Source organism: Pseudomonas sp. LBUM1664 (genome assembly GCF_059695895.1).
This window is the reverse complement of sequence record NZ_CP166791.1, coordinates 5,264,201-5,285,804: the sequence shown is the minus strand read 5'-3', so window position 1 is coordinate 5,285,804 and position 21,604 is coordinate 5,264,201. Positions and strand designations below refer to the sequence as shown.

The 21,604-nt window shown below is 60.2% G+C and carries 23 protein-coding genes; 8 read left to right on the top strand and 15 right to left on the bottom strand.

The genetic code is table 11. The features are described 5' to 3' along the window. Window positions 1-30: 30 nt before the first annotated feature. Window positions 31-1,191, bottom strand: a complete 1,161-nt coding sequence (gene algW / locus ACA047_RS24700; RefSeq protein WP_497353858.1) for a Do family serine endopeptidase AlgW — start codon at window positions 1,189-1,191, stop codon at window positions 31-33. A 104-nt stretch (window positions 1,192-1,295) separates the two neighbouring features. Here algW and ACA047_RS24695 point away from each other — a divergent pair, with 104 nt between their 5' ends. From ACA047_RS24695 to cysN, 3 genes are all read left to right on the top strand, one after another. Next, a complete protein-coding gene (locus tag ACA047_RS24695; RefSeq protein ID WP_497353856.1) occupies window positions 1,296-2,054 on the top strand; it encodes a Nif3-like dinuclear metal center hexameric protein in 759 nt (252 codons plus the stop codon). Between the two features lie 280 nt (window positions 2,055-2,334). Further along, entirely contained in the window at window positions 2,335-3,252 is a 918-nt protein-coding gene (cysD, locus tag ACA047_RS24690) for a sulfate adenylyltransferase subunit CysD (protein WP_497353854.1), read from the top strand. A 9-nt stretch (window positions 3,253-3,261) separates the two neighbouring features. After that, window positions 3,262-5,160: a sulfate adenylyltransferase subunit CysN gene (gene cysN, locus ACA047_RS24685; RefSeq protein ID WP_497353852.1), complete on the top strand. Its 1,899-nt coding sequence runs from the start codon at window positions 3,262-3,264 to the stop codon at window positions 5,158-5,160. A 109-nt stretch (window positions 5,161-5,269) separates the two neighbouring features. On the opposite strand, the gene yihG is transcribed toward cysN, so the two are convergent. The 3 genes from yihG to ACA047_RS24670 are packed head-to-tail and all read right to left on the bottom strand — an operon-like array spanning window position 5,270 to window position 8,677. Next, window positions 5,270-6,178 carry a 1-acylglycerol-3-phosphate O-acyltransferase, YihG family gene (gene yihG / locus ACA047_RS24680; RefSeq protein ID WP_497353850.1) on the bottom strand — a complete coding sequence of 303 codons (909 nt, stop codon included), beginning with the start codon at window positions 6,176-6,178 and terminating at the stop codon, window positions 5,270-5,272. Then, window positions 6,179-8,278, bottom strand: coding sequence for a phosphate acetyltransferase (pta, locus tag ACA047_RS24675; protein ID WP_497353848.1), 2,100 nt, complete (start codon window positions 8,276-8,278; stop codon window positions 6,179-6,181). It lies immediately after the preceding gene. A gap of 60 nt (window positions 8,279-8,338) precedes the next feature. Then, the gene (locus tag ACA047_RS24670) at window positions 8,339-8,677 is read right to left on the bottom strand and encodes a DUF3565 domain-containing protein (RefSeq protein ID WP_497353846.1); all 339 of its coding nucleotides are present in this window, start codon (window positions 8,675-8,677) and stop codon (window positions 8,339-8,341) included. Between ACA047_RS24670 and ACA047_RS24665 the strand changes: the two genes are divergently transcribed. The 3 genes from ACA047_RS24665 (at window position 8,646) to ACA047_RS24655 (ending at window position 11,093) form a co-directional block, all read left to right on the top strand. Next, window positions 8,646-9,131: an FKBP-type peptidyl-prolyl cis-trans isomerase gene (locus ACA047_RS24665; RefSeq protein WP_497353844.1), complete on the top strand. Its 486-nt coding sequence runs from the start codon at window positions 8,646-8,648 to the stop codon at window positions 9,129-9,131. The genes ACA047_RS24670 and ACA047_RS24665 overlap by 32 nt on opposite strands. Window positions 9,132-9,246: 115 nt before the next feature. Then, window positions 9,247-9,738: a glutathione peroxidase gene (locus ACA047_RS24660; RefSeq protein WP_497353842.1), complete on the top strand. Its 492-nt coding sequence runs from the start codon at window positions 9,247-9,249 to the stop codon at window positions 9,736-9,738. A 251-nt stretch (window positions 9,739-9,989) separates the two neighbouring features. After that, window positions 9,990-11,093 (top strand): NADH:flavin oxidoreductase, encoded by a 1,104-nt coding sequence (locus ACA047_RS24655; protein ID WP_497353840.1) that lies wholly within the window; start codon window positions 9,990-9,992, stop codon window positions 11,091-11,093. 118 nt (window positions 11,094-11,211) lie between these two features. Here the strand turns inward: ACA047_RS24655 and ACA047_RS24650 are convergent, their stop codons facing one another. Next, entirely contained in the window at window positions 11,212-12,387 is a 1,176-nt protein-coding gene (locus ACA047_RS24650) for a glycosyltransferase family 4 protein (protein WP_497353838.1), read from the bottom strand. 64 nt (window positions 12,388-12,451) lie between these two features. Then, window positions 12,452-13,207 (bottom strand): sulfate transporter CysZ, encoded by a 756-nt coding sequence (gene cysZ, locus ACA047_RS24645; RefSeq protein ID WP_497353836.1) that lies wholly within the window; start codon window positions 13,205-13,207, stop codon window positions 12,452-12,454. Window positions 13,208-13,515: 308 nt separating this feature from the next. Between cysZ and trxB the strand changes: the two genes are divergently transcribed. Then, complete coding sequence (gene trxB / locus ACA047_RS24640) at window positions 13,516-14,478, top strand: thioredoxin-disulfide reductase (protein WP_497353834.1); 963 nt, start codon at window positions 13,516-13,518, stop codon at window positions 14,476-14,478. 97 nt (window positions 14,479-14,575) lie between these two features. Here trxB and ACA047_RS24635 read toward each other — a convergent pair whose 3' ends face one another. The 7 genes from ACA047_RS24635 to ACA047_RS24605 form a co-directional block, all read right to left on the bottom strand. Further along, window positions 14,576-15,826, bottom strand: a complete 1,251-nt coding sequence (locus ACA047_RS24635) for a 2-aminoadipate transaminase (protein ID WP_497353832.1) — start codon at window positions 15,824-15,826, stop codon at window positions 14,576-14,578. A gap of 174 nt (window positions 15,827-16,000) precedes the next feature. Next, window positions 16,001-16,339 (bottom strand): HopJ type III effector protein, encoded by a 339-nt coding sequence (locus ACA047_RS24630; RefSeq protein WP_497353830.1) that lies wholly within the window; start codon window positions 16,337-16,339, stop codon window positions 16,001-16,003. Next, window positions 16,332-16,628 carry a DUF1244 domain-containing protein gene (locus ACA047_RS24625; protein ID WP_188250967.1) on the bottom strand — a complete coding sequence of 99 codons (297 nt, stop codon included), beginning with the start codon at window positions 16,626-16,628 and terminating at the stop codon, window positions 16,332-16,334. Before ACA047_RS24625 ends, ACA047_RS24630 begins: the two co-directional genes overlap by 8 nt. A 90-nt stretch (window positions 16,629-16,718) precedes the next feature. Continuing rightward, window positions 16,719-17,090, bottom strand: a complete 372-nt coding sequence (folX, locus tag ACA047_RS24620; RefSeq protein WP_497353828.1) for a dihydroneopterin triphosphate 2'-epimerase — start codon at window positions 17,088-17,090, stop codon at window positions 16,719-16,721. After that, a complete protein-coding gene (folE, locus tag ACA047_RS24615; protein WP_497353826.1) occupies window positions 17,091-17,651 on the bottom strand; it encodes a GTP cyclohydrolase I FolE in 561 nt (186 codons plus the stop codon). Window positions 17,652-17,671: 20 nt separating this feature from the next. Beyond that, window positions 17,672-18,382 carry a dihydromonapterin reductase gene (folM, locus tag ACA047_RS24610; protein ID WP_497353824.1) on the bottom strand — a complete coding sequence of 237 codons (711 nt, stop codon included), beginning with the start codon at window positions 18,380-18,382 and terminating at the stop codon, window positions 17,672-17,674. Window positions 18,383-18,562: 180 nt separating this feature from the next. Then, window positions 18,563-19,132, bottom strand: coding sequence for an antibiotic biosynthesis monooxygenase (locus ACA047_RS24605; protein ID WP_497353822.1), 570 nt, complete (start codon window positions 19,130-19,132; stop codon window positions 18,563-18,565). Window positions 19,133-19,352: 220 nt separating this feature from the next. Here ACA047_RS24605 and ACA047_RS24600 point away from each other — a divergent pair, with 220 nt between their 5' ends. After that, window positions 19,353-20,312 carry a MerR family transcriptional regulator gene (locus ACA047_RS24600; RefSeq protein WP_497353820.1) on the top strand — a complete coding sequence of 320 codons (960 nt, stop codon included), beginning with the start codon at window positions 19,353-19,355 and terminating at the stop codon, window positions 20,310-20,312. 13 nt (window positions 20,313-20,325) lie between these two features. Here the strand turns inward: ACA047_RS24600 and ACA047_RS24595 are convergent, their stop codons facing one another. Together ACA047_RS24595 and ACA047_RS24590 are read right to left on the bottom strand one after the other, a co-directional pair. After that, a complete protein-coding gene (locus tag ACA047_RS24595; protein WP_497353818.1) occupies window positions 20,326-20,931 on the bottom strand; it encodes a hypothetical protein in 606 nt (201 codons plus the stop codon). 54 nt (window positions 20,932-20,985) lie between these two features. Further along, window positions 20,986-21,462 (bottom strand): PAS domain-containing protein, encoded by a 477-nt coding sequence (locus tag ACA047_RS24590; RefSeq protein WP_497353816.1) that lies wholly within the window; start codon window positions 21,460-21,462, stop codon window positions 20,986-20,988. Window positions 21,463-21,604 lie beyond the last annotated feature (142 nt).

The window sequence follows — 21,604 nt, the reverse complement described above, 5'->3', positions numbered from 1 at the left end:
GCTGGTCTGCAAGCCCGCTCTATAGCGCAGTTACTCTTCTTCCTTGAGCGCCACCGGCGCCGGCGGTGGACGCAGGCCGATTTCAGCGGTGAGCTTGAGCTCTTTGCCGTTGCGCATCACCAGGATGGTGACTTTGTCAGTGGGCTTGATCCGCGCCACCTGGTTCATCGAGCGGCGACCATCGCCGGCCGGTTCGCCATCGATGCTCAGGATCACGTCGCCCAGTTGCAGGCCGGCTTTCTGGGCCGGACCATCGCGGAAAATCCCCGCCACCACGATCCCGGGGCGCCCGGACAGGCCGAAGGACTCCGCCAGTTCCTGGGTCAGCGGCTGGACTTCAATACCTAACCAACCGCGAATCACCTGGCCGTGTTCGATGATGGATTTCATCACTTCCATTGCCAGTTTCACCGGAATGGCAAACCCGATGCCCTGGCTACCACCGGACTTGGAAAAGATCGCCGTGTTGATCCCGGTGAGGTTGCCGTTGGCATCCACCAGCGCGCCGCCGGAGTTGCCGGGGTTGATCGCGGCATCGGTCTGGATGAAGTCTTCGTAGTTGTTCAGGCCCAGCTGGTTGCGTCCGGTGGCGCTGATGATGCCCATGGTCACGGTCTGGCCGACGCCGAAGGGGTTGCCGATGGCCAGGGCGACGTCGCCGATACGGATACTGTCGGAGCGGCCAATGGTGATGGCCGGCAGGTTCTTCAGGTCGATCTTCAGCACCGCGAGGTCGGTTTCCGGGTCGCTGCCGATCACGCGGGCCAGGGTTTCGCGACCATCCTTGAGCGCCACCACGATCTGGTCGGCACCGCTGGTTACGTGGTTGTTGGTCAGCAGATAACCTTCCGGGCTCATGATCACACCCGAACCCAGGCTCGATTCCATACGTTTCTGCTTGGGCGAGTTATCGCCGAAGAAACGTCGGAATTGCGGGTCTTCAAACAGCGGATGGCTGGTTTTGTTGATGACCTTGGTGGTGTACAGGTTGACCACGGCCGGCGCGGCGATGGTCACGGCGTCGGCGTAGGACACCGGCCCCTGCTGCACCGCCTTGGTTTGCGGCGCCTGCTGCAGGTTGACGTCAAGGCTTGGCAGCCCGACCCATTCCGGGTAGCGCTGGATAATCAGTAGAGCGATAAGCACGCCGGCCAACAGCGGCCAGCCGGAAAAACGCAGCGCCTTGAGCATTAAGCACGTCCTACGAAGGTTGCAGGCAGAATGAGACCGCCCATAATGTCGCGCATTATACGAGGCCGCGCGCGCCTCTGAACGGGATATTTAGGAGTCTTTTCATGGCCGTAGCCCTGAGCACCCTGGTTGAAGAAGCGGACCGTTACCTGGCCAGTGCCAGGATTGCCGATTACTGCCCCAACGGCTTACAGGTCGAAGGCTCGCCTCAGGTGATGCGCATCGTCAGCGGCGTCACCGCGAGCCAGGCGCTGCTTGATGCTGCCGTGGAGGCCGATGCCGACTTGGTGCTGGTACACCACGGTTACTTCTGGAAGGGCGAAAACCCCTGCATCACAGGCATGAAACACCGTCGTCTCAAAACCCTGCTCAAGCACGACATCAGCTTGCTGGCTTATCATTTGCCGCTGGATTTGCACGCTGAGGTGGGCAATAACGTGCAATTGGCCCGCCAGTTGGACATCACTGTCGAGGGGCCGCTGGATCCGGACAATCCGAAAATTGTCGGCCTGGTCGGCTCTTTGTCCGAACCGATGACACCTCGGGATTTCGCTCGCAAGGTGCAGGAAGTCATGGGCCGCGAGCCCTTGCTGATCGAAGGCGAGCAGATGATCCGCCGGATCGGCTGGTGCACCGGGGGTGGCCAGGGTTATATCGATCAGGCGGTGCTGGCCGGGGTTGATCTGTACCTCAGTGGCGAGGCGTCTGAGCAAACCTTTCATAGCGCTCGGGAAAACGGCATCAGCTTCATTGCCGCCGGGCACCATGCGACTGAACGCTACGGGGTGCAGGCACTGGGTGATTACCTGGCGCGACGGTTTGCCCTGGAACACATATTCATTGACTGTCCGAATCCGATCTGAGGAGGCGGCCTGACAGCCGGCCTGGCTCTTGCGGGTGTACCCCAGTCCAATTGTGGGAGCGGGCTTGCTCGCGAAGGCGGCCTTGTAGCCGGCCTGTCTTTTGCGGATGTACCTCGATCAAGCCCGCTCTCACAAAAAGCGTGCAACGCCCGAACCACCAGGCATATCCATATGCTGTTTCGATCTAGTAGGCGCCCTGATTAGAAGAGGTCGCTGTGCTAGGATTCCCCGCTCGAACACGGCCCGCTGGCCGTTCATAAGAAAGTTTTCGTGAGTAGCCATGGTCGACAAACTGACGCATCTGAAGCAGCTGGAGGCGGAAAGCATCCACATCATCCGCGAGGTGGCCGCCGAGTTCGATAACCCGGTGATGCTGTACTCCATCGGTAAAGACTCCGCCGTGATGCTGCACCTGGCACGCAAGGCGTTCTTCCCCGGCAAGCTGCCGTTTCCGGTGATGCACGTCGACACCCGCTGGAAATTCCAGGAAATGTACACGTTCCGCGACCGCATGGTCGAAGAACTGGGCCTGGACCTGATCACCCATGTGAACCCGGACGGCGTGGCGCAGGGCATCAACCCTTTCACCCACGGCAGTGCCAAGCACACCGACATCATGAAGACCGAAGGCCTCAAGCAGGCGTTGGATAAATATGGTTTCGACGCCGCATTCGGCGGTGCCCGTCGTGATGAAGAGAAATCCCGTGCTAAAGAGCGCGTGTACTCGTTCCGCGACAGCAAGCACCGCTGGGACCCTAAGAACCAGCGCCCCGAGCTGTGGAACGTCTACAACGGCAAGGTCAACAAGGGCGAGTCGATCCGCGTGTTCCCGCTGTCGAACTGGACCGAGCTGGACATCTGGCAGTACATCTACCTCGAAGGCATCCCGATCGTGCCGCTGTATTTCGCCGCCGAGCGTGAAGTGATCGAGAAGAACGGCACGCTGATCATGATCGACGACGAGCGCATCCTCGAGCACCTGTCCGAAGAAGACAAAGCCCGTATCGTCAAAAAGAAAGTGCGTTTCCGTACCCTTGGTTGCTACCCGTTGACGGGCGCGGTGGAGTCCGAGGCCGAAAGCCTGACGGACATCATTCAGGAAATGCTCCTGACGCGAACTTCCGAGCGCCAGGGCCGGGTCATCGATCACGATGGCGCAGGCTCGATGGAAGATAAGAAACGTCAGGGTTATTTCTAAGGGGTTGTCATGTCGCACCAATCTGATTTGATCAGCGAGGACATCCTCGCCTACCTGGGCCAGCACGAGCGCAAAGAGCTGCTGCGTTTCCTGACCTGCGGTAACGTCGACGACGGCAAGAGCACCCTGATCGGGCGCCTGCTGCACGATTCCAAGATGATCTACGAAGATCACCTGGAAGCCATTACCCGCGATTCGAAGAAAGTCGGCACCACCGGTGACGACATCGACCTGGCGTTGCTGGTCGACGGCCTGCAGGCCGAGCGTGAGCAAGGCATCACCATTGATGTCGCGTACCGCTATTTCTCCACCGCCAAGCGCAAGTTCATCATCGCCGACACCCCTGGCCATGAGCAGTACACCCGCAACATGGCCACCGGTGCTTCCACCTGTGACCTGGCGATCATTCTGGTGGACGCCCGCTACGGCGTGCAGACCCAGACCCGTCGCCACAGCTTCATTGCCTCGTTGCTGGGCATCAAGCACATCGTCGTCGCCATCAACAAGATGGACCTCAAGGACTTCGACCAGGGCGTGTTCGAGTCGATCAAGGCCGACTACCTGCAGTTCGCCGAAGGCTTGAAGATGAAGCCGACCACCATGCACTTTGTGCCGATGTCTGCCCTCAAGGGCGACAACGTGGTGAACAAGTCCGAGCGTTCGCCGTGGTACACCGGCCAATCGCTGATGGAAATCCTCGAGACCGTGGAAGTGGCGGGCGACCGTAACTTCACCGACCTGCGATTCCCGGTGCAGTACGTCAACCGTCCGAACCTGAACTTCCGCGGTTTCGCCGGCACCTTGGCCAGCGGCATCGTGCACAAGGGTGACGAAGTGGTGGTGCTGCCGTCGGGCAAGAGCAGCCGCGTGAAATCCATCGTCACCTTCGAAGGCGAGCTGGAACACGCAGGCCCTGGTCAGGCGGTCACGCTGACCATGGAAGACGAGATCGACATCTCCCGTGGCGACCTGCTGGTGCATGCCGATAACGTGCCGCCGGTGACCGACAGCTTCGAAGCGATGCTGGTGTGGATGGCCGAAGAGCCGATGCTGCCGGGCAAGAAATACGACATCAAGCGTGCCACCAGTTATGTGCCGGGCTCGATTGCCAGCATCGTCAACAAAGTGGACGTGAACACCCTTGAAGAAGGCCCGGCCAGCGCGTTGCAGCTGAACGAAATCGGCAAGGTGAAAATCGCACTGGATGCGCCGATCGCCCTGGACGGATACGAGAGCAACCGCACCACCGGCGCGTTCATCATCATTGATCGCCTGACCAACGGTACGGTCGGCGCCGGTATGATTGTGGCCCAGCCGCTGGCCCACGGCAGCAGCACCCACCACGGCAAACTGGCCCATGTGTCTGTGGAAGAGCGCGCCCAGCGCTTCGGCCAGCAACCGGCGACGGTGCTGTTCAGCGGCCTGTCGGGCGCTGGCAAAAGCACGCTGGCTTATGCGGTGGAGCGCAAACTGTTCGACATGGGGCGTGCGGTATTTGTGCTCGATGGCCAGAACCTGCGCCATGACCTGAACAAGGGCCTGCCACAGGACCGTGCCGGTCGCACCGAGAACTGGCGCCGTGCGGCTCACGTCGCCCGCCAGTTCAACGAAGCCGGCCTGCTGACCCTCGCCGCGTTCGTCGCGCCGGATGCCGAAGGCCGTGAACAGGCCAAGGCGCTGATCGGCAAGGAACGGTTGCTGACGGTCTACGTCCAGGCCTCGCCGACGGTGTGTGCCCAGCGTGATCCGCAAGGGCTGTACGCTGCCGCTGGCGACAACATCCCGGGCGAATCCTTCCCGTATGACGTGCCGCTGGACGCCGATCTGGTGATCGACACCCAGTCGTTGTCGTTGGAAGAGAGCGTCAAGCAAGTGCTGGATCTGCTGCGCAGGCGTGGGGCGATCTAAGAGACGCAGCTGTAAGTTTTTAGCTGAAAGCGGCAAGTAAAAGCCCGCAGATGAGTGATCATCTGCGGGCTTTTTGATTTCCAGAGCTCAACTCGCTCCCACAAGGGGTTCAGTGGCGATCCGGATATTGGCGATGCATCTGCTCAAGCAACGCATCCTTGTCTTGCCACAACTGGTTGATCCAACCCTGGAACTCCAGGCGATAGGCGCCGTCCTGGTCATAGTTCTTGCCGATGAACTGCGGCGGGATCTTCAGTTCCTGAAAATGCACCACCACCTCATCGACCTTGCCGCACAGCAAATCCCAGTACCCCGAACGACCGCCCGGATAATGGATCGTCACGTTGATGATCGATTCCAGCTGTTCGCCCATGGCATCGAGCACAAACGCAATGCCTCCGGCCTTGGGCTTGAGCAGGTAGCGAAACGGTGATTGCTGCTGGGCATGTTTGCCGGGCGTGAAGCGCGTGCCCTCGACGAAGTTGAAGATGCCCACGGGGTTGTTGCGAAATTTCGCGCAGGTCTTGCGGGTGGTTTCCAGGTCTTTGCCTTTCTTTTCCGGATGCTTTTCCAAGTAAGCCTTGGAGTAGCGTTTCATGAACGGAAACCCCAGTGCCCACCAGGCCAGGCCGATCACCGGCACCCAGATCAGCTCTTGCTTGAGAAAGAACTTCAGCGGGCGGATGCGCCGGTTCAGCACGTACTGCAACACCATGATGTCGACCCAGCTCTGGTGGTTGCTGGTGATCAGGTACGAGTGCTGGTAGTCCAGGCCCTCCAGGCCGCTGAGGTGCCAACGGGTGCGGCGCAGCAGGTTCATCCAGGCCTTGTTGTTGCTGATCCAGGCCTCGTGGATGTGGCCCATCAGCCAGTCGGTGAAGCGCTGGGCGGCAGGGAAGGGCAGCAACAGCTTGAAAATCGCCACAATGAACAGCGGCGTGCAGCAGGCGATGGTGTTCAGCGCCAACAGCAATGAGGCAATGACGCCGCGCAAGGGGGCAGGCAAAAAATCCAGCATTTAAATATCCATGGGTCGGTTGGCGGCTTGGATCGCGGTCAGGGCGATGGTGTACACGATGTCGTCGACCTGGGCGCCGCGGGGCAAATCGTTCACCGGTTTGCGCAGGCCTTGGAGCATCGGCCCGAGGCTGACGCAATCGGCGCTGCGTTGTACGGCTTTGTGGGTGGTGTTGCCGGTGTTCAGGTCCGGGAAGATAAACACGGTCGCCCGGCCGGCCACCTGGCTGTTGGGCGCCAATTGCCGCGCCACGGTTTCGTTGGCGGCAGCGTCGTATTGCAGCGGGCCGTCGATCAGCAAACCGTGTTGCGCTTCGTGGGCCAGCAAAGTGGCTTCGCGGACTTTTTCCACTTCCTCGCCACTGGCCGACTCGCCGCTGGAATAGCTGAGCATCGCCACCCGCGGCGTGATGCCGAATGCAGCGGCCGAGTCGGCGCTTTGCAGGGCAATCTCAGCCAGTTCCGAAGCACTGGGGTGCGGGTTCATCACGCAGTCGCCGTACACCAGAACTTCTTCGGGGAACAGCATGAAAAACACCGAAGACACCAGGGAACAGCCCGGTGCGGTCTTGATCAGTTGCAAGGCCGGGCGGATGGTGTTGGCGGTGGAATGGATGACGCCGGACACCAGCCCGTCCACTTCATCGAGCGCCAGCATCATGGTGCCGATCACCACGGTGTCTTCCAGTTGCTGCTCGGCCATCGGTGCGTTCAGGCTTTTGCTTTTGCGCAGCCTGACCATGGGTTCGACGTAACGCTCGCGAATCGAATCCGGGTCGAGAATCTCCAGCCCCGGGGGTAGCTCAATGCCTTGGGCACGAGCCACTGCCTCGACGTCGGCCGGTTTGGCCAGCAGCACGCAGCGAGCGATGCCCCGGGCCTGGCAAATGGCGGCCGCCTGTACGGTCAGCGGTTCGCTGCCTTCGGGCAGCACGATGCGTTTGTTGGCGGCCTGGGCGCGCTGGATCAACTGATAGCGGAACACGGCCGGTGACAGCCGCATCTCCCGCGGCGTACCGCAGCGTTGGTGCAACCACTTGGCGTCCAGGTGGCTGGCGACGAAATCGGTGATGATCTCCGCACGTTCGCGGTCGTCGATCGGAATTTCCTTGTTCAGGCCGTTGAGCAGGTTGGCGGTGTCGTAAGAGCCGGTGCTGACCGACAGCACCGGCAACCCGGCCTGCAGGGCGCCTCGGCACAAGTCCATGATGCGCGGGTCGGGCAGGGTGTCGCTGGTCAACAGCAGGCCGGCCAGTGGCACGCCGTTGATGGCTGCCAGGCTCACGGCCAGGATGATGTCATCGCGGTCGCCGGGGGTGACCACCAGCACGCCGGGCTTGAGCAGCTCCACGGTGTTGCGCATGGTGCGGGCGCAAATGATGATATTGCTCATGCGCCGGGTTTCGTAATCCCCGGCGTTGAGTACCTGCGCGCCCATCAGGTCGGCCACGTCGCGGGTGCGCGGGGCGTTGAGTTCGGGGCGGAACGGGATGCACCCCAGCAGGCGGAAATCGCCACTGCGCAGCAGGGGCGAGTGCTCCTTGAGGCGGGCGGCAAACGCCTCCATGCTTTCGTCGGTGCGGACCTTGTTCAGGATTACGCCGAGGACTTTCGGGTCTTTCGGCCCGCCGAACAGTTGTGCCTGCAATTCCACCCGGCCGGAAAGCTCGGTCAGCACTTCGTTTTCCGGCGCCGACACCAGGATCACTTCGGCATCCAGGCTCTTGGCCAAATGCAGGTTGACCCGGGCCGCGTAGCTGGCGTTGCGGGTCGGAACCATGCCTTCGACGACCAGCACGTCCTTGCCGATGGCGGCCTGCTGGTAAAGGGTAATGATTTCTTCCAGCAGTTCATCGAGCTGGCCGTCGCCGAGCATGCGTTCGACGTGAGCCAGGCCCAAGGGTTGTGGCGGCTTGAGGCCGTGGGTGCGAGCCACCAGTTCGGTGGAACGTTCCGGCCCGGTATCGCCGGGGTGGGGTTGGGCGATGGGTTTGAAAAAGCCGACTTTCAGCCCGGCCCGCTCGAGGGTACGCACCAGCCCGAGGCTGATAGAGGTCAGACCCACACCAAAATCGGTGGGCGCGATAAAAAAAGTTTGCATGCGGATTCTCTAAGGGTGCATGGCAAGGGTGAGACCTATGATTGGCCTTCTACCGTCAATTCAGTCGCCAAGGTTATCGCTAACCGGGGCCTGAGCACACCAGCCGCAGTCAAAGGACTGGCCTATTTTTTCAATACGTTGCATTGGGTCCAGTACCCAGGCCCGGGATTGCCACGGTGGCTGGTGACGCAGATGCTGGGTGTGGCCACAGGACAGCTCGACCACCCAGTGCCCGTCCTCGTCCTGACGAAAACCGGTGACCGTTGGTCTGTTCGAGCAAGCCCGTTTGTCAGGGTTCCGTTCGCTTTCGGGCAAATCCTTGTTTAGACTTGTCCGTTCTTCATTCTTATGCAAAAGGTCTCGCCCCATGCTGATCGCCGCCAATAAGGCTGTCTCCATCGACTATACCCTGACCAACGACGCCGGTGAGGTCATCGACAGCTCCGCTGGCGGCGATCCGCTGGTCTACCTGCATGGCGCAGGCAACATTATCCCGGGCCTGGAAAAAGCCCTGGAAGGCAAAACCACTGGTGACGAGCTGAACGTTGCCGTTGAGCCGGAAGACGCTTATGGCGAGTACTCTGCCGAACTGGTCAGCACCCTGAGCCGCAGCATGTTCGAAGGCGTGGATGAGCTGGAAGTGGGCATGCAGTTCCACGCATCGGCGCCGGATGGCCAGATGCAGATCGTCACCATCCGCGACCTGGACGGCGACGACGTCACCGTTGACGGCAACCACCCATTGGCCGGTCAGCGCCTGAACTTCCAAGTCAAGGTTGTCGACATTCGTGATGCCAGCCAGGAAGAAATCGCTCATGGTCACGTCCATGGCGAAGGTGGCCATCACCACTGATTTCTGCGCTACGCTCAAGTGAACTGGAGAGGCGCCATACGGCGCCTTTTTAGTCGGTTGCTGTTAGGATCGCCCATGGCTGTTTCGAAAAAGATACGTAAACCTGGAGTTCGTCATGAGTGCTTTTCACGACCTTAAACTGAAAGCCCTGGATGGTCAGGAGCTTCCTCTGGCGCCTTTCAAGGGGCAAGTCGTGCTGGTGGTCAACGTCGCCTCCAAATGTGGCCTGACGCCTCAGTACGTTGCGCTGGAAAATCTCTATCAGCAATACAAGGCCAAAGGCTTCAGCGTCCTGGGCTTGCCCTGCAATCAGTTTGCTGGCCAGGAGCCTGGGACCGAGCAGGAAATCCAGGAATTCTGCAGCCTCAACTATGGCGTGACGTTCCCACTGTCCAGCAAACTGGAAGTGAACGGTCACGACCGTCATCAGCTGTACCGCCTGCTGGCGGGCGAGGGTGCCGAGTTTCCCGGGGACATCACCTGGAACTTTGAAAAATTCCTGCTCGGAAAGGACGGTCGGGTGCTGGCACGTTTCTCGCCGCGTACCGCGCCGGATGATCCTGCCGTGATCCAGGCTATCGAAAAAGCGTTGGGGCTGAACCTGTAAAATCGGCCCATCCACCTGTGGCGAGGGAGCTTGCTCCCGCTCGGTTGCGCAGCGACCGAAAATCTTGGGGCCGCTGCCCAGCCCAGCGGGAGCAAGCTCCTTCGCCACAGGTACTGCGTTTGAGCCAAACCCCTCTCTCGGTCACCTTTTGATCCTTAATCATTCAAATCAATAGTGCTACCCGCTGCCTGACACACCACATATTATCGCCGTCATATCTGACCTGCGACCCTGTTCCCGTGGAGTGTCCCATGCCTGTAAAAGCCCTGTTCAAACCCTTCCATCTCGGTACGCTCGAGCTGCCGACCCGGGTGGTGATGGCGCCGATGACTCGTTCCTTTTCGCCGGGCGGCGTGCCGAACGCCAAGGTTGTCGAGTATTACCGTCGTCGCGCGGCGGCCGGGGTGGGCCTGATCATCACCGAGGGCACGACAGTCGGGCACAGGGCCTCCAACGGCTATCCGAACGTGCCGCATTTCTATGGCGATGCCGCGCTGGCGGGCTGGAAGCAAGTGGTTGATGCGGTGCACGCCGAAGGCGGCAAGATCGTTCCGCAACTGTGGCATGTGGGCAATGTGCGACGCATCGGGACCGAACCGGACGCCAGCGTCCCAGGCTATGGCCCGACTGAGAAGCTCAAGGACGGCCAGGTGGTGGTTCACGGCATGACTCAGGCGGACATCGATGAAGTCATCGCAGCGTTCGCCCAGGCAGCGAAAGACGCCCAGAGCATCGGTATGGACGGTGTGGAAATCCATGGCGCTCACGGCTACCTGGTGGACCAGTTCTTCTGGGAAGGCAGCAATCAGCGTACCGACGGTTACGGCGGCAGCCTGGTCAATCGTTCGCGCTTCGCGATCGAATTGATCCGCGCAGTGCGTGCAGCAGTGGGCGAGGGGTTCCCGATCATTTTCCGTTTCTCCCAATGGAAACAGCAGGATTACAGCGCACGCCTGGTGCAAACCCCTGAAGCCCTGGGCGAGTTTCTCAAGCCGTTGTCCGACGCTGGCGTAGATATTTTCCACTGCTCGACACGGCGCTTCTGGGAGCCGGAATTCGAAGGCTCCGAGCTGAACCTGGCTGGCTGGACCCGCCAGCTCACCGGCAAGCCCACCATCACCGTGGGCAGCGTTGGCCTGGATGGTGAGTTCCTGCAATTTATGGTCAACACCGACAAAATCGCGCAACCGGCCAGCCTGGAGAAGCTGCTGGAGCGGCTGAACAATGATGAGTTCGACCTGGTGGCGGTGGGACGTGCGTTGCTGGTGGATCCGGACTGGGCGCAAAAGGTTCGCGAAGGTCGTGAACAGGACATCTTGCCGTTCAGTCGTGAGGCGTTGATGACTTTGGTTTAAGCGGCGCCTTGTAGGGTCTCATCGCGGGCAAGCCTTGCGCCCACATGGATCTTCAGTGAACACATTACTTGTGAACAACTGATAATCCTGTGGGAGCAAAGCTTGCCCGCGATGTTTTTCAGCGTGGAGACACTACTTGCGGCAACGCTGATTCGACCTGGCAAGCCCCCCGCAACTGCGCCTCGAACTGCTCGATCACCGCCGCCCAGCCCTGGCGACTGGCATGTTGGCGCGCATTGAGCCTCACGCAACGCAAGGTCTCACGCTCTTCCAAGAGCCAGCGGGCCGCATCGCAGAACGCCTCTTCATCCCCCGGCATTGCCAGTACGCCGTTATAACCATGGCGGATGTGTTGCGCCGCCGCCGCCTGGTCGTAGGCCACCACACCCAGCCCGGACGCCAGGGCTTCCAGCACGACATTGCCGAAGGTTTCGGTCAGGCTCGGAAAGACAAACACATCCCCGCAGGCATAGTGGCTGGCCAGCGCCTCGCCACGCTGTGAGCCACAAAAGATCGCGTCAGGCAGTTCCTGTTCCAGCGCGCGCCGCTGCGGACCGTCGCCGACCACCACCAGTTTCATCCGCCGTTCTGGGAATGCGCTGCACAGCGTGTCGAAACTGCGCTTGAGCAGTCCGAGGTTTTTCTCCTGTGCCAGGCGCCCGACATGGATCACTGCAATGTCGTCATCGCCCAGGCCCCAGGCTTCGCGCAGGGCGGCCGAGCGTTTGACCGGATGGAACAGCTGGCTGTCCACGCCGCGAGACAACAGCGACACGCGCTCAAAATGCCGGCGTTCCAGTTCCAGGCGCTGGCTGAGGCTGGGTACCAGGGTCAGGCTGGAGCGGTTGTGAAACCAGCGCAGGTAATGAGTGAGCGCGCGACTCAACAACCCGAGGCCGTACTGCCGGGTGTATTGCTGGAAATTGGTGTGGAAGCCACTGACCACCGAGATGCCCATGCGCCGTGCTGCCCGCAACGCCGACAAACCCAGGGGCCCTTCAGTGGCAATGTACAGCACGTCTGGACGATGACGTTTCCAGCGCCGCAGCAGCTTGTGCACTGAGGCCTGGCCCCACTGCAAGCCCGGATACCCGGGTAACGGCCAGCCCCGACATAGCAACAACTGGTCGTCACTGGCCTGGCGTTGGTCACTGGCCTGACGAGGCCGTATCAGCTCCACCTGATGCCCGCGGGCGCGCAGGCCGTCGTACAGACGGCCCAGGGTATTGGCCACACCGTTGATTTCCGGCGGGAAGGTTTCGGTGATGAGGGTGATGTGCAGGTGTGTGGTCATGACTCCAGTGTCGACCGGGGCCGTTTCGTCATTGTGACATCCGTATGATGGATTTGTGACGGGCTCAGCCCTGCCGGGCCAAAGCGGTCTCCGCACCTTGCTCGCGCACCCAGAACAACGTCGCCCCGGCCACCGCCGCCGGCATCATCAGGATGTTGACCACGGGAATCAGCAGCACCAGGTACACGCTGCCGCCAAAGCCCAGGCTCTGCCAGCGCTTTTCCCGCAGCCAGGCGAGCATCTCGTTCCAGCCCAGCTTATGGTTGTCCGCCGGGTAGTCGATGTACTGGATCGCCATCATCCACACGCCGAACAGCAGCCACAGCGGCGCGGCCACGATATTGAGCACTGGGATGAACGACAGCACGAACAGCCCCAGGGCGCGCGGCAGGAAATAGCCGAGCTTGCGCATCTCCCGGGCCAGGGTGCGCGGGATCATGGCAAACAACTCGCTCCAACTGAAAGCCGGGAAATTATCGGTGCCACGGACCACCACTTCGACTTTCTCCGCGAGAAAGCCGTTGAACGGCGCGGCAATGATGTTGGCGAGCAGGGTGAAGGTAAAAAACACCATCAGCACCACAAGCACCACGAACAGCGGCCAGAGGATGTAGCTGAGGAAACTCAGCCAGTCCGGCAGTGACGGCATCAGCGTGTCGACCCACAGGCTGAACTGATGGCCGGCCAGGTAAATCAATCCGACGAACAACACCAGGTTGATCGCCAGGGGCAAGAGTACGAACAGACGCAGGCCCGGGCTCAGGACCAGCTTGAGGCCTTCTTGCAAATATTGCGGGCCAGACAGGACGGGGGCGGGCATAGGAGGCTCCAGGCGAAGGTGAACGCGCCGACCTTACCGACTTTGCCTTGCGCGGGAAAGCGGCGACATGGCGTGTAACAAGGTTTATTGAGCGGCTCCTATTAAAACGACGGGTCCGGATAGAGCTCACCTATGAGCTGGATTGTTAAACCGTATTTCCTTAATCTTCGCTCCCTCGATACGCTGCACCCATTCTTTTTTCAGGACTGTCGAATTCAAGCCTTCCCCAAGTGCGTCAACGGTCCCTTTTTATTCGCGCCGCTCACCCGGCGTTCCGGCCCGCAAGGTCCGGTCAACAGGAGCAGGTCATGTCTGAAGTCCGTCATTCGCGAGTGATTATTCTCGGTTCCGGCCCTGCCGGTTACAGCGCCGCGGTTTATGCGGCCCGTGCCAACCTCAAGCCGCTGCTGATCACCGGCATGCAGGCCGGCGGTCAATTGACCACCACCACCGAAGTCGACAACTGGCCGGGCGACGTCCACGGTTTGACCGGCCCGGCGTTGATGGAACGCATGAAAGAACACGCCGAGCGCTTCGAGACAGAAATCGTTTTTGACCACATCAACGCCGTGGATTTCGCCGCCAAGCCATACACCCTGACTGGCGACAGTGCGGTCTACACCTGCGATGCCTTGATCATTGCCACTGGCGCCAGCGCTCGTTACCTGGGCCTGCCGTCGGAAGAAACCTTCATGGGCAAAGGCGTTTCCGCTTGCGCCACTTGCGACGGTTTCTTCTACCGCAACAAGCCCGTGGCCGTGGTCGGTGGCGGCAACACTGCCGTTGAGGAAGCCCTGTACCTGGCCAACATCGCCAGCACGGTCACCCTGATCCACCGTCGCGAAACTTTCCGCGCCGAGAAGATCCTGATCGACAAGCTCAATTCCCGTGTGGCCGAGGGCAAAATCATCCTCAAGCTCAACGCCACCCTGGACGAAGTGCTGGGCGACAACATGGGCGTGACCGGTGCTCGCCTGAAGAACAATGACGGCAGCTTCGATGAGATAAAAGTCGACGGCGTATTCATCGCCATCGGCCACACCCCGAACACCTCGCTGTTCGAAGGTCAGCTGGAACTGAAGGACGGCTACCTGGTGGTCAAGGGCGGCCGCGACGGTAACGCCACTGCCACCAGCATCGAAGGCATCTTCGCTGCCGGCGACGTGGCCGACCACGTCTATCGCCAAGCCATCACCTCGGCCGGCGCCGGTTGCATGGCGGCCCTGGACACCGAGCGTTACCTGGACGGCCTGCAGAACGTTTCGCTCTGATTCATCAGGCACAAAAAAACCGGCTTCGGCCGGTTTTTTCATGCACGGTATTTATCACCGGCCTCCCACAGGTTTTTTGTGTATCGCAAGACCGTATTCAGGACAGCCTCGCCAGGCACGCTTGCAGAATATCCAATCCTTCCTCCAGCACCGCCGCCTCGGTGGTCAGCGGCGCCAGCAGCCGGATGATGTGCCGGGATTTACCACTGGGCATCAGCAGCAACCCCGATTCCCGCGCCATGGCCAGCAGTTGCGTCAATTGTGCCGATGCGGGTGTGCCGTCGGCGTGGGCCAGCTCAATGCCGCGCATTGCGCCGATACCGGTCAAGCGGCCCAGGTAAGGTGTCAGCCCGTGGCTGCGCCATGAGTCGTAACGGCTGACAATCGCCTCTTCCTGTTGCGCGCCCCAGGCTTGCAGGTTTGCGTCGGTCATTTCGTCCAGGGTCGCCAACGCAGCGGCGCAGGCGATGGGGTTGCCCGAGTAGGTACCGCCCAGCCCGCCCTTGGGCAGGTTGTCCAGCAACGACTTGCGTCCTACCACCGCCCCCAGGGGCACGCCGCCGGCGATGCTTTTGCCCAGCAGAATCAGGTCAGGCTCGATGCCCAGTCGCGAGAACGCAAAGCGCTGGCCGGTACGGCCGAAGCCGGACTGGATTTCATCGACGATCAGCACAATGCCCTTGTCGTCGCAGAAGCGCCGCAGGGCCTGGGCGAAGGGCACATCCATCGCCAGGAAGCCGGCTTCGCCCTGTACCGGTTCGACGATGAAGCAGGCCACGTCGCTCACGTCGATCTCAACGCTGAACAGTCGCTCCATGGCCTTCAAGGCTTCTTCGCAAGTTACGCCGTTGTCCTTGCTGGGGTAGGGCAGGTGATAAACCGGCCCGGGCAGTACACCGACTTTCTGTTTGTAGGGCGCAACCTTGCCGTTGAGGTTGAGGGTGGCCAGGGTTCGGCCGTGAAAGGCGCCGTCAAACGCGATGACGGCGGTGCGACCCGTGGCGCCGCGCACGATCTTCAAGGCGTTTTCCGCGGCCTCGGCACCGCTGTTGGTGAGCATGCCGCTGACTGGGTAATCCACCGGGACAAACGCCGCCAGGCGCGCCATCAGTTCGATGTAGGGGACGTGGGGGGCGGCGTTGAACGCATAGTGGGTCAGCCGGGTGGCTTGTTCGCGGATGGCCTCGACGATGCGTGGATGGCAATGGCCGAGGTTCAACACGCCGATGCCTCCCACGAAATCGATATAACGCTTGCCGTCGGTGTCCCAGACCTCGGCATTTTTGCCGTGGCTGAGGCTCACTGGGTGAACGATGGAAATCGACTGACTGATGGTTTCACTGCTCATGGATGACGGCTCGGAGGAAGGAGAGATTTCCTTTATCTAAGCTGCGAGCAGAGGGGCCCGGCAAACGAAATAAAGTTGCCGGGTCAATCTTAAAAGTCGGGATGTGGGTAGTGCCGCTTACTTGGGATGTGCAGCCCGTGGCGAGCAAGCTCCCTCGCCACAAAAGCGGGTTGATCAGCGCCGCCGCAATGGCTGTGCCTCGAACTTCACACTCGCCAACCCATGGGCGATCAACGCGCGGATATTGCCGTGATCACTGCCTTCGGGAGTAGCCAGCACCGAACGGTAATGTTCGCCAAACGCCAGGAGCGCTTCTTCATCGCTCAAGTCTTCGAGCAGTGCCAGGCCCAGTGTTTTGCATGAACCCTCGTTCTGCCCCGCGGCGTTGTCCACGTTGCCGTTTTTGAAAGCCTGGGGCTGGTAGTCGTAGCCGGCGGCGATAAAGGCCAGGGTGTCGGCGAAAGCGTGTTCACCGCTCTTGAGGCTGGCGCGAAGGGTATTGAGATCAGGCATCGGGTTTTCCTTTGGCGAACGCCGCTTGCTGTTCGGCGCTGGCTTCTTGCTGGTATTGGGCTTTCCACTCGGCGTACGGCATGCCGTAAACCACTTCGCGGGCGTCGTCGAGGCTGACCTCGATCTGGCGTTCATCGGCGGCGGCCTTGTACCACTTGGACAGGCAGTTGCGACAGAAGCCAGCGAGGTTCATCAGGTCGATGTTTTGCACATCCTTGCGGCTGTCCAGGTGGGCAACCAGCCGACGGAAAGCGGCGGCTTCAAGTTCGAGGCGTTGTTGAGGGGACATAGGGTCACTGCGAATGTAAGGATGGGGATGGCTTCAAGCTTCAAGCTTCAAGCCGCAAGTAAAAGCCGAGTCGCTTCTTGCAGCTTGTAGCTAGCGGCTTGCAGCTAAAGTAATCGACACCGACTCGGCAAATCGCAAGGCGTGGGGTTTGTCGACTTCAACTTCGGCGTACAGCACCGACTCGTTGGCCATGACCAAATCCAGCAATTCCTGGGTCAAGCGTTCGAGCAGGGCGAAGCGATTGCCTTCCACGTGGGCGATGATCGCCTTGGTGATGGTGCGGTAGTTCAGCGCGTGGTCGATGTCGTTGTCGCGCACCGCCTCCTGGGCGGCGTAGAGGATGGTCAGGTTGATCAACACATCCTGCTTGTTGAGGATCTCATCCTCGTTGATGCCGATGAAGGTGCGCAGGCGCAGGTCCTTGACCCGGATGCGCGCCATGGCTGGCTGAAGTTGTGGCATTTACTTGCTCCGTCGAATCAATTGCAGGAACTCCTGGCGGGTGGTGCTGGAGTCGCGAAAGGCGCCGAGCATTACCGAGGTGTTCATCGTCGAGTTCTGTTTTTCGACACCGCGCATCATCATGCACATGTGCTGGGCTTCGATCACCACCGCAACGCCAGCGGCCTGTGTGACCTGCTGCACCGCGTCGGCAATTTGCCGGGTGAGGTTTTCCTGGATTTGCAGGCGGCGGGCGAACATGTCCACCAGCCGGGCGATCTTCGACAGCCCCAAGACCTTGCCCGTAGGAATATAAGCCACATGGGCCTTGCCGATGAAGGGCAACAGGTGATGTTCGCACAGGGAATAGAGTTCGATGTCGGCGACGATCACCATTTCATCGCTGTCCGAGGCGAACAGGGCGCCGTTGACGATCTGCTCGATGCTTTGCTCATAACCGTGGCAAAGGTATTGCATGGCCTTGGCGGCGCGCACCGGGGTGTCCTGCAGGCCTTCGCGCTCCGGGTTTTCACCCAGGCCGATGAGGATCTCGCGGTAGTTCTGGGGCAGGGATTGCGCCATGGTGCATCCTCAAAGCAGGGCTATTTGACGTGCCGCCCGCCGTTGACGGTCAGGGTGGTGCCAGTGACATAGGGGTTGTCCAGCAGATAACGCAGGCTCTGGTAGATCACCTCGCTGCCGGGTTCGATACCCAGCGCGGACTTGGCCAGGGCCTTGGCCCGGTAAGCTGCATCGTCTTCGGGGTTGAACAGTAGCAGGGCCGGCGCGATACCGTTGACCTTAATGGTTGGAGCGTACTTCGCCGCAAACGACAGGGTCAGGCTTTCGAGACCGGCCTTGGTGGCGCAATAGGCGATGTGCTTGCTGCTGCCTTTACGCGTCACGTCATCGCTGATGTGCACGATATCCGCCGGGGTTGAACGTTGCAGCAACTCGGCACAATGCAGATTGATCAGATAAGGCGCGAGCATGTGCACGCCGAACATGGCATTGAAGGCGGCCGCTTCGTCCCCTGGGGTCTCGGCCAACCAGGCCGAGGCGTTGTGCACGATGGCCCGCAGTCGCTCGGTGTGCTGCTTGAGCTGTTCGACAAAACTCAGGATCCCGGCTTCGCTGGATAAGTCGGCGAACAGCACGGTCGCCCCCAGCTCCCGCAGCGCCTGCACGCCCGGACGTTCGGTGCGATAGGTGACGATCACCGGTTGACCGTCTTCCAGCAAGCGTCGGGCACAATGCAGGCCAACGCGCTGGGCGGCGCCGGTTATCAGGATCGGAGCGGTGGCGCAAGGCATAGGGCAGCTCGGTTCGCGGCAAGAGCAAAACTATAACAGCGACGCAAGGTTGCGACGACGAATCTGTGGGAGCGGCGGTGGATCACCGCCGAACCCGGATTCTGCGCCCAGCGAAAATCCATTGCGGGAGCGAGCTGCTCGCGAAAGAGGCAACCCAGTCAAACCATTAGCCGCGCAGCATCACCGATGCTGCGTGGACGGCTTGGTCGGCAGCGGCCGTTGCGGTGCACCGTTCAGCCAGTTCGCCAGCAGATGAGTCGACAGCGGAATAAACAGGTAAACCATCAGCGGCGTCAGCATGAGCGTGCTGATGAGCACTCGGCTCAACATACTCAGCTCGCTGAGCAACGGCCCCAGCAGGAAATTGAACAGTAGCGACACGGGAAAGAATGCCAGCCATATTGTTACTGTTTGTTTCCAGCGTGGTGGGCGCTGGCCGACGCCACCGAACCAGCCGTCAATGCCGCAAACACGGTGTTCGGAAGGACAGGCAAACAGTTCGCTACCCCGCCCCAGCCAGGCTGTTCGCGAAGCAGAGTGCTCCCAGGCGTGCAGGGTCTGCTCGTTTGCAAAACGGAAAATGATCTGGAATTCGTCGTCATCGGGCGGTGGCGCAAGTACACCGGAGCCCAGGTAGCCCGGGAAGTCCGTTGCCAGTTGTTCGCCTTCACGCAACCAGGCGATCAGATCCTGATAGCGTCCATTGGCGACCCGGCGGGCAACCATCAGGGTGACGGGTGAGGTAGACATTATATATCTCCGTAAGACAAGTGCGACACTCCGGGTAGGAGATTCGCTGGCAACGCCCCGGGATGGTGGGATGCGTCTGGTCGCCAAAAAACAGGCAAGGATTATTCCGGATTGAGAGTAAAACCACAAAATGGCACTTCGACGACGTTTGTTCTGGTAGGAACCTGTCTCGGAGAGGGCTAAACTGGGATCCAATTTGCCAGCCGGATTGCCTGCCAAAATGAGCGTAATTACTGATGATCAGTTCCTTTCCCAAAGGTCTGACGCCTTGGAGCGGGAAGATCTGTTTCCCATCCGCGAAGTATCGCGTTTGACCGGCATTAACCCTGTGACCCTGCGTGCGTGGGAGCGCCGTTACGGTCTGATCCAGCCGACACGCACCGAAAGCGGGCATCGCCTGTACTCCATGAGTGATATCGAAAAGGTGCGCAGCATCCTGGCCTGGATCGAGCGCGGGGTGGCGGTGAGCAAAGTGGGCAAGATCCTGGCGAAGACCGAGTCGGTGCAACCGGTCTCTACGCTGATTTCATCGGATCTGGTGGGAGCCGATTACGCCCAGTGGCAACAAGAGGTGGCGAACGCGGTTGGCAACTTTGACGATGTGGAGCTGGATCGCGTCTACGGGCAGATTTTTTCAAGCTACGCAGTGCCGACCGTATTCCAGGACATCCTGATGCCGCTCTGGCGACAACTGCTGCAACGCCAGCAGGAGTTCGGGCAAACCAGCGAATGGCTGTTTTTCGACGGTTTCCTGCGTTCGCGCGTCATGCAGCGGCTTTTGCTCAAGCGCGAAGCCCAGTCGCGGCGTGTTCTGGTCAGCGCCATTGCCGGCCAGTGTCGTGAGCTGGAGTTGCTGGTCACGGCGTTGTTCGTGTCCAAGGCGGAAGTGGGCGTCAGGGTCATGGCTGTCGGCCAGCCGTACGATGAACTGACCCTGGTGTGCCAGAAGATCCAGCCTTTGGCGCTGGTGCTGGTGTCCAACCATGCGCCGGTCCCCGAATTACCCAAGCGCCTGAACAAATTGGCGATGAGCCTGGATTGTCCGTTGATGCTGGCCGGCGATGCGTCCGACCTGGTTCAGGACAGCCTGACGGGGTCGTCGATCGGTTGTCTGGGCAATGAAGGAACCGTGATACGCCAGCGCTTGCGTCAATTACTGGCGGGTACCCTGGATACTTGAACCCGATACTCCTCTAGGGATGCATGGCCGGATGGGTCAGGCGATGCTGCTGAAGGATGTACTGGCGCAGGCGCTCGGTTTCGTCCTGGTTATTTTGACTCAGATGGTAGGCATACAAACCTTGGGCAGTTTCCCGTTCGAAGGTGCCTCGCAACGAAATTCTCTCGTAGCCTGACGGGCTGAACCACAAAGCGAATTGCTTCGGTGGTTTGGTACGACTGCGGTTTTCCAGCAGGACCCCTTTACAGGAGACCTCGTGGACCCAGAGCGGTCCCGACTGGCCCTTGGCATTCTCCAGCGCCACTGGCTCTTCGAGCATCAGGCGCCATGGGCGTACCTTAGGCCCGTCCTCGTAGATACTCGGTACACCCAAGCGCAGGTGCATCGCATGGAATTCGTCTTCCACCAGATGCAACGGGAACGTCATCTGCTGGTTTTCGAAATGGGCTTGCAGTGTGACCTGCTCATTGGCCGCCAGGCGCGTAAGCAAGTCACGGATTTGTGATCCACCGTTTACCAGCAAGCTCGACGTTACATCCCGCTCGTTCAACTGCGGGTTATGTTGCATGGTTCGGATGAAATCCAGTTCATCCTGCGTCAGGAGGGCGTCACGTTGCATGTTGTGCTCAAAATGATTATTTACGTGGTCACTGCTGATTGTAGTGACTGACCGTTAATTCGACGTTTTGTTTGCACCGTTCGTCGCTTCGAATCGGGCAATCGTCTCCCGGGCCTCGGCCAGCTGCCGTTCCAGTTGGGCGATACGTTGCTGCGCCTTGATCTGGACCGTGACATCTTTCTGGACGCCGACGAAATAGGTACGCCCGTCGGCTTCGTTCCTCACCGTCGATAATGACAGTTCATTCCAGAACGGGGTGCCATCCTTATGGTAGTTGCGCAGCACTTCCCGGCACGAACCACCCTGCTGCAAGGTGTTGCGAATCAGCTCAAGAGACGGTTGATCGCGATCGCCTGACTGCAGAAAACGGCAATCCTGATAAAGGACTTCGTCGCGGCTATAACCGGTCAGTCGTTCGAAGGCCGGGTTCACGTAGATCAGAATATTGTCTTCGTCGCCTTCTTTTTCGGCGATGACAATCCCATCGTTTGAAGCATTGATAACCAGTTGCATCAGTTGAGCGTTGATCATTGCGTGGCCCTGTGAACATCCGTGTGAGACAGCATTCTAGAAGAAATCGATACGCTGTCTACGCGCCATGGCTATTGAGAGCCATTCGCAGCCTTGCAGGCGCAACTGATACTATCCCCGGCTCTTTTATTCAGTTCAGGAT

Excerpts from the sequence above, each read along its gene's own strand:
- algW (WP_497353858.1), bottom strand. The coding sequence starts at position 1,191 with ATGCTCAAGGCGCTGCGTTTTTCCGGCTGGCCGCTGTTGGCCGGCGTG.
- ACA047_RS24695 (WP_497353856.1), top strand. The coding sequence starts at position 1,296 with ATGGCCGTAGCCCTGAGCACCCTGGTTGAAGAAGCGGACCGTTACCTG.
- cysD (WP_497353854.1), top strand. The coding sequence starts at position 2,335 with ATGGTCGACAAACTGACGCATCTGAAGCAGCTGGAGGCGGAAAGCATC.
- cysN (WP_497353852.1), top strand. The coding sequence starts at position 3,262 with ATGTCGCACCAATCTGATTTGATCAGCGAGGACATCCTCGCCTACCTG.
- yihG (WP_497353850.1), bottom strand. The coding sequence starts at position 6,178 with ATGCTGGATTTTTTGCCTGCCCCCTTGCGCGGCGTCATTGCCTCATTG.
- pta (WP_497353848.1), bottom strand. The coding sequence starts at position 8,278 with ATGCAAACTTTTTTTATCGCGCCCACCGATTTTGGTGTGGGTCTGACC.
- ACA047_RS24665 (WP_497353844.1), top strand. The coding sequence starts at position 8,646 with ATGCTGATCGCCGCCAATAAGGCTGTCTCCATCGACTATACCCTGACC.
- ACA047_RS24670 (WP_497353846.1), bottom strand. The coding sequence starts at position 8,677 with ATGGAGACAGCCTTATTGGCGGCGATCAGCATGGGGCGAGACCTTTTG.
- ACA047_RS24660 (WP_497353842.1), top strand. The coding sequence starts at position 9,247 with ATGAGTGCTTTTCACGACCTTAAACTGAAAGCCCTGGATGGTCAGGAG.
- ACA047_RS24655 (WP_497353840.1), top strand. The coding sequence starts at position 9,990 with ATGCCTGTAAAAGCCCTGTTCAAACCCTTCCATCTCGGTACGCTCGAG.
- ACA047_RS24650 (WP_497353838.1), bottom strand. The coding sequence starts at position 12,387 with ATGACCACACACCTGCACATCACCCTCATCACCGAAACCTTCCCGCCG.
- cysZ (WP_497353836.1), bottom strand. The coding sequence starts at position 13,207 with ATGCCCGCCCCCGTCCTGTCTGGCCCGCAATATTTGCAAGAAGGCCTC.
- trxB (WP_497353834.1), top strand. The coding sequence starts at position 13,516 with ATGTCTGAAGTCCGTCATTCGCGAGTGATTATTCTCGGTTCCGGCCCT.
- ACA047_RS24635 (WP_497353832.1), bottom strand. The coding sequence starts at position 15,826 with ATGAGCAGTGAAACCATCAGTCAGTCGATTTCCATCGTTCACCCAGTG.
- ACA047_RS24630 (WP_497353830.1), bottom strand. The coding sequence starts at position 16,339 with ATGCCTGATCTCAATACCCTTCGCGCCAGCCTCAAGAGCGGTGAACAC.
- ACA047_RS24625 (WP_188250967.1), bottom strand. The coding sequence starts at position 16,628 with ATGTCCCCTCAACAACGCCTCGAACTTGAAGCCGCCGCTTTCCGTCGG.
- folX (WP_497353828.1), bottom strand. The coding sequence starts at position 17,090 with ATGCCACAACTTCAGCCAGCCATGGCGCGCATCCGGGTCAAGGACCTG.
- folE (WP_497353826.1), bottom strand. The coding sequence starts at position 17,651 with ATGGCGCAATCCCTGCCCCAGAACTACCGCGAGATCCTCATCGGCCTG.
- folM (WP_497353824.1), bottom strand. The coding sequence starts at position 18,382 with ATGCCTTGCGCCACCGCTCCGATCCTGATAACCGGCGCCGCCCAGCGC.
- ACA047_RS24605 (WP_497353822.1), bottom strand. The coding sequence starts at position 19,132 with ATGTCTACCTCACCCGTCACCCTGATGGTTGCCCGCCGGGTCGCCAAT.
- ACA047_RS24600 (WP_497353820.1), top strand. The coding sequence starts at position 19,353 with ATGAGCGTAATTACTGATGATCAGTTCCTTTCCCAAAGGTCTGACGCC.
- ACA047_RS24595 (WP_497353818.1), bottom strand. The coding sequence starts at position 20,931 with ATGCAACGTGACGCCCTCCTGACGCAGGATGAACTGGATTTCATCCGA.
- ACA047_RS24590 (WP_497353816.1), bottom strand. The coding sequence starts at position 21,462 with ATGATCAACGCTCAACTGATGCAACTGGTTATCAATGCTTCAAACGAT.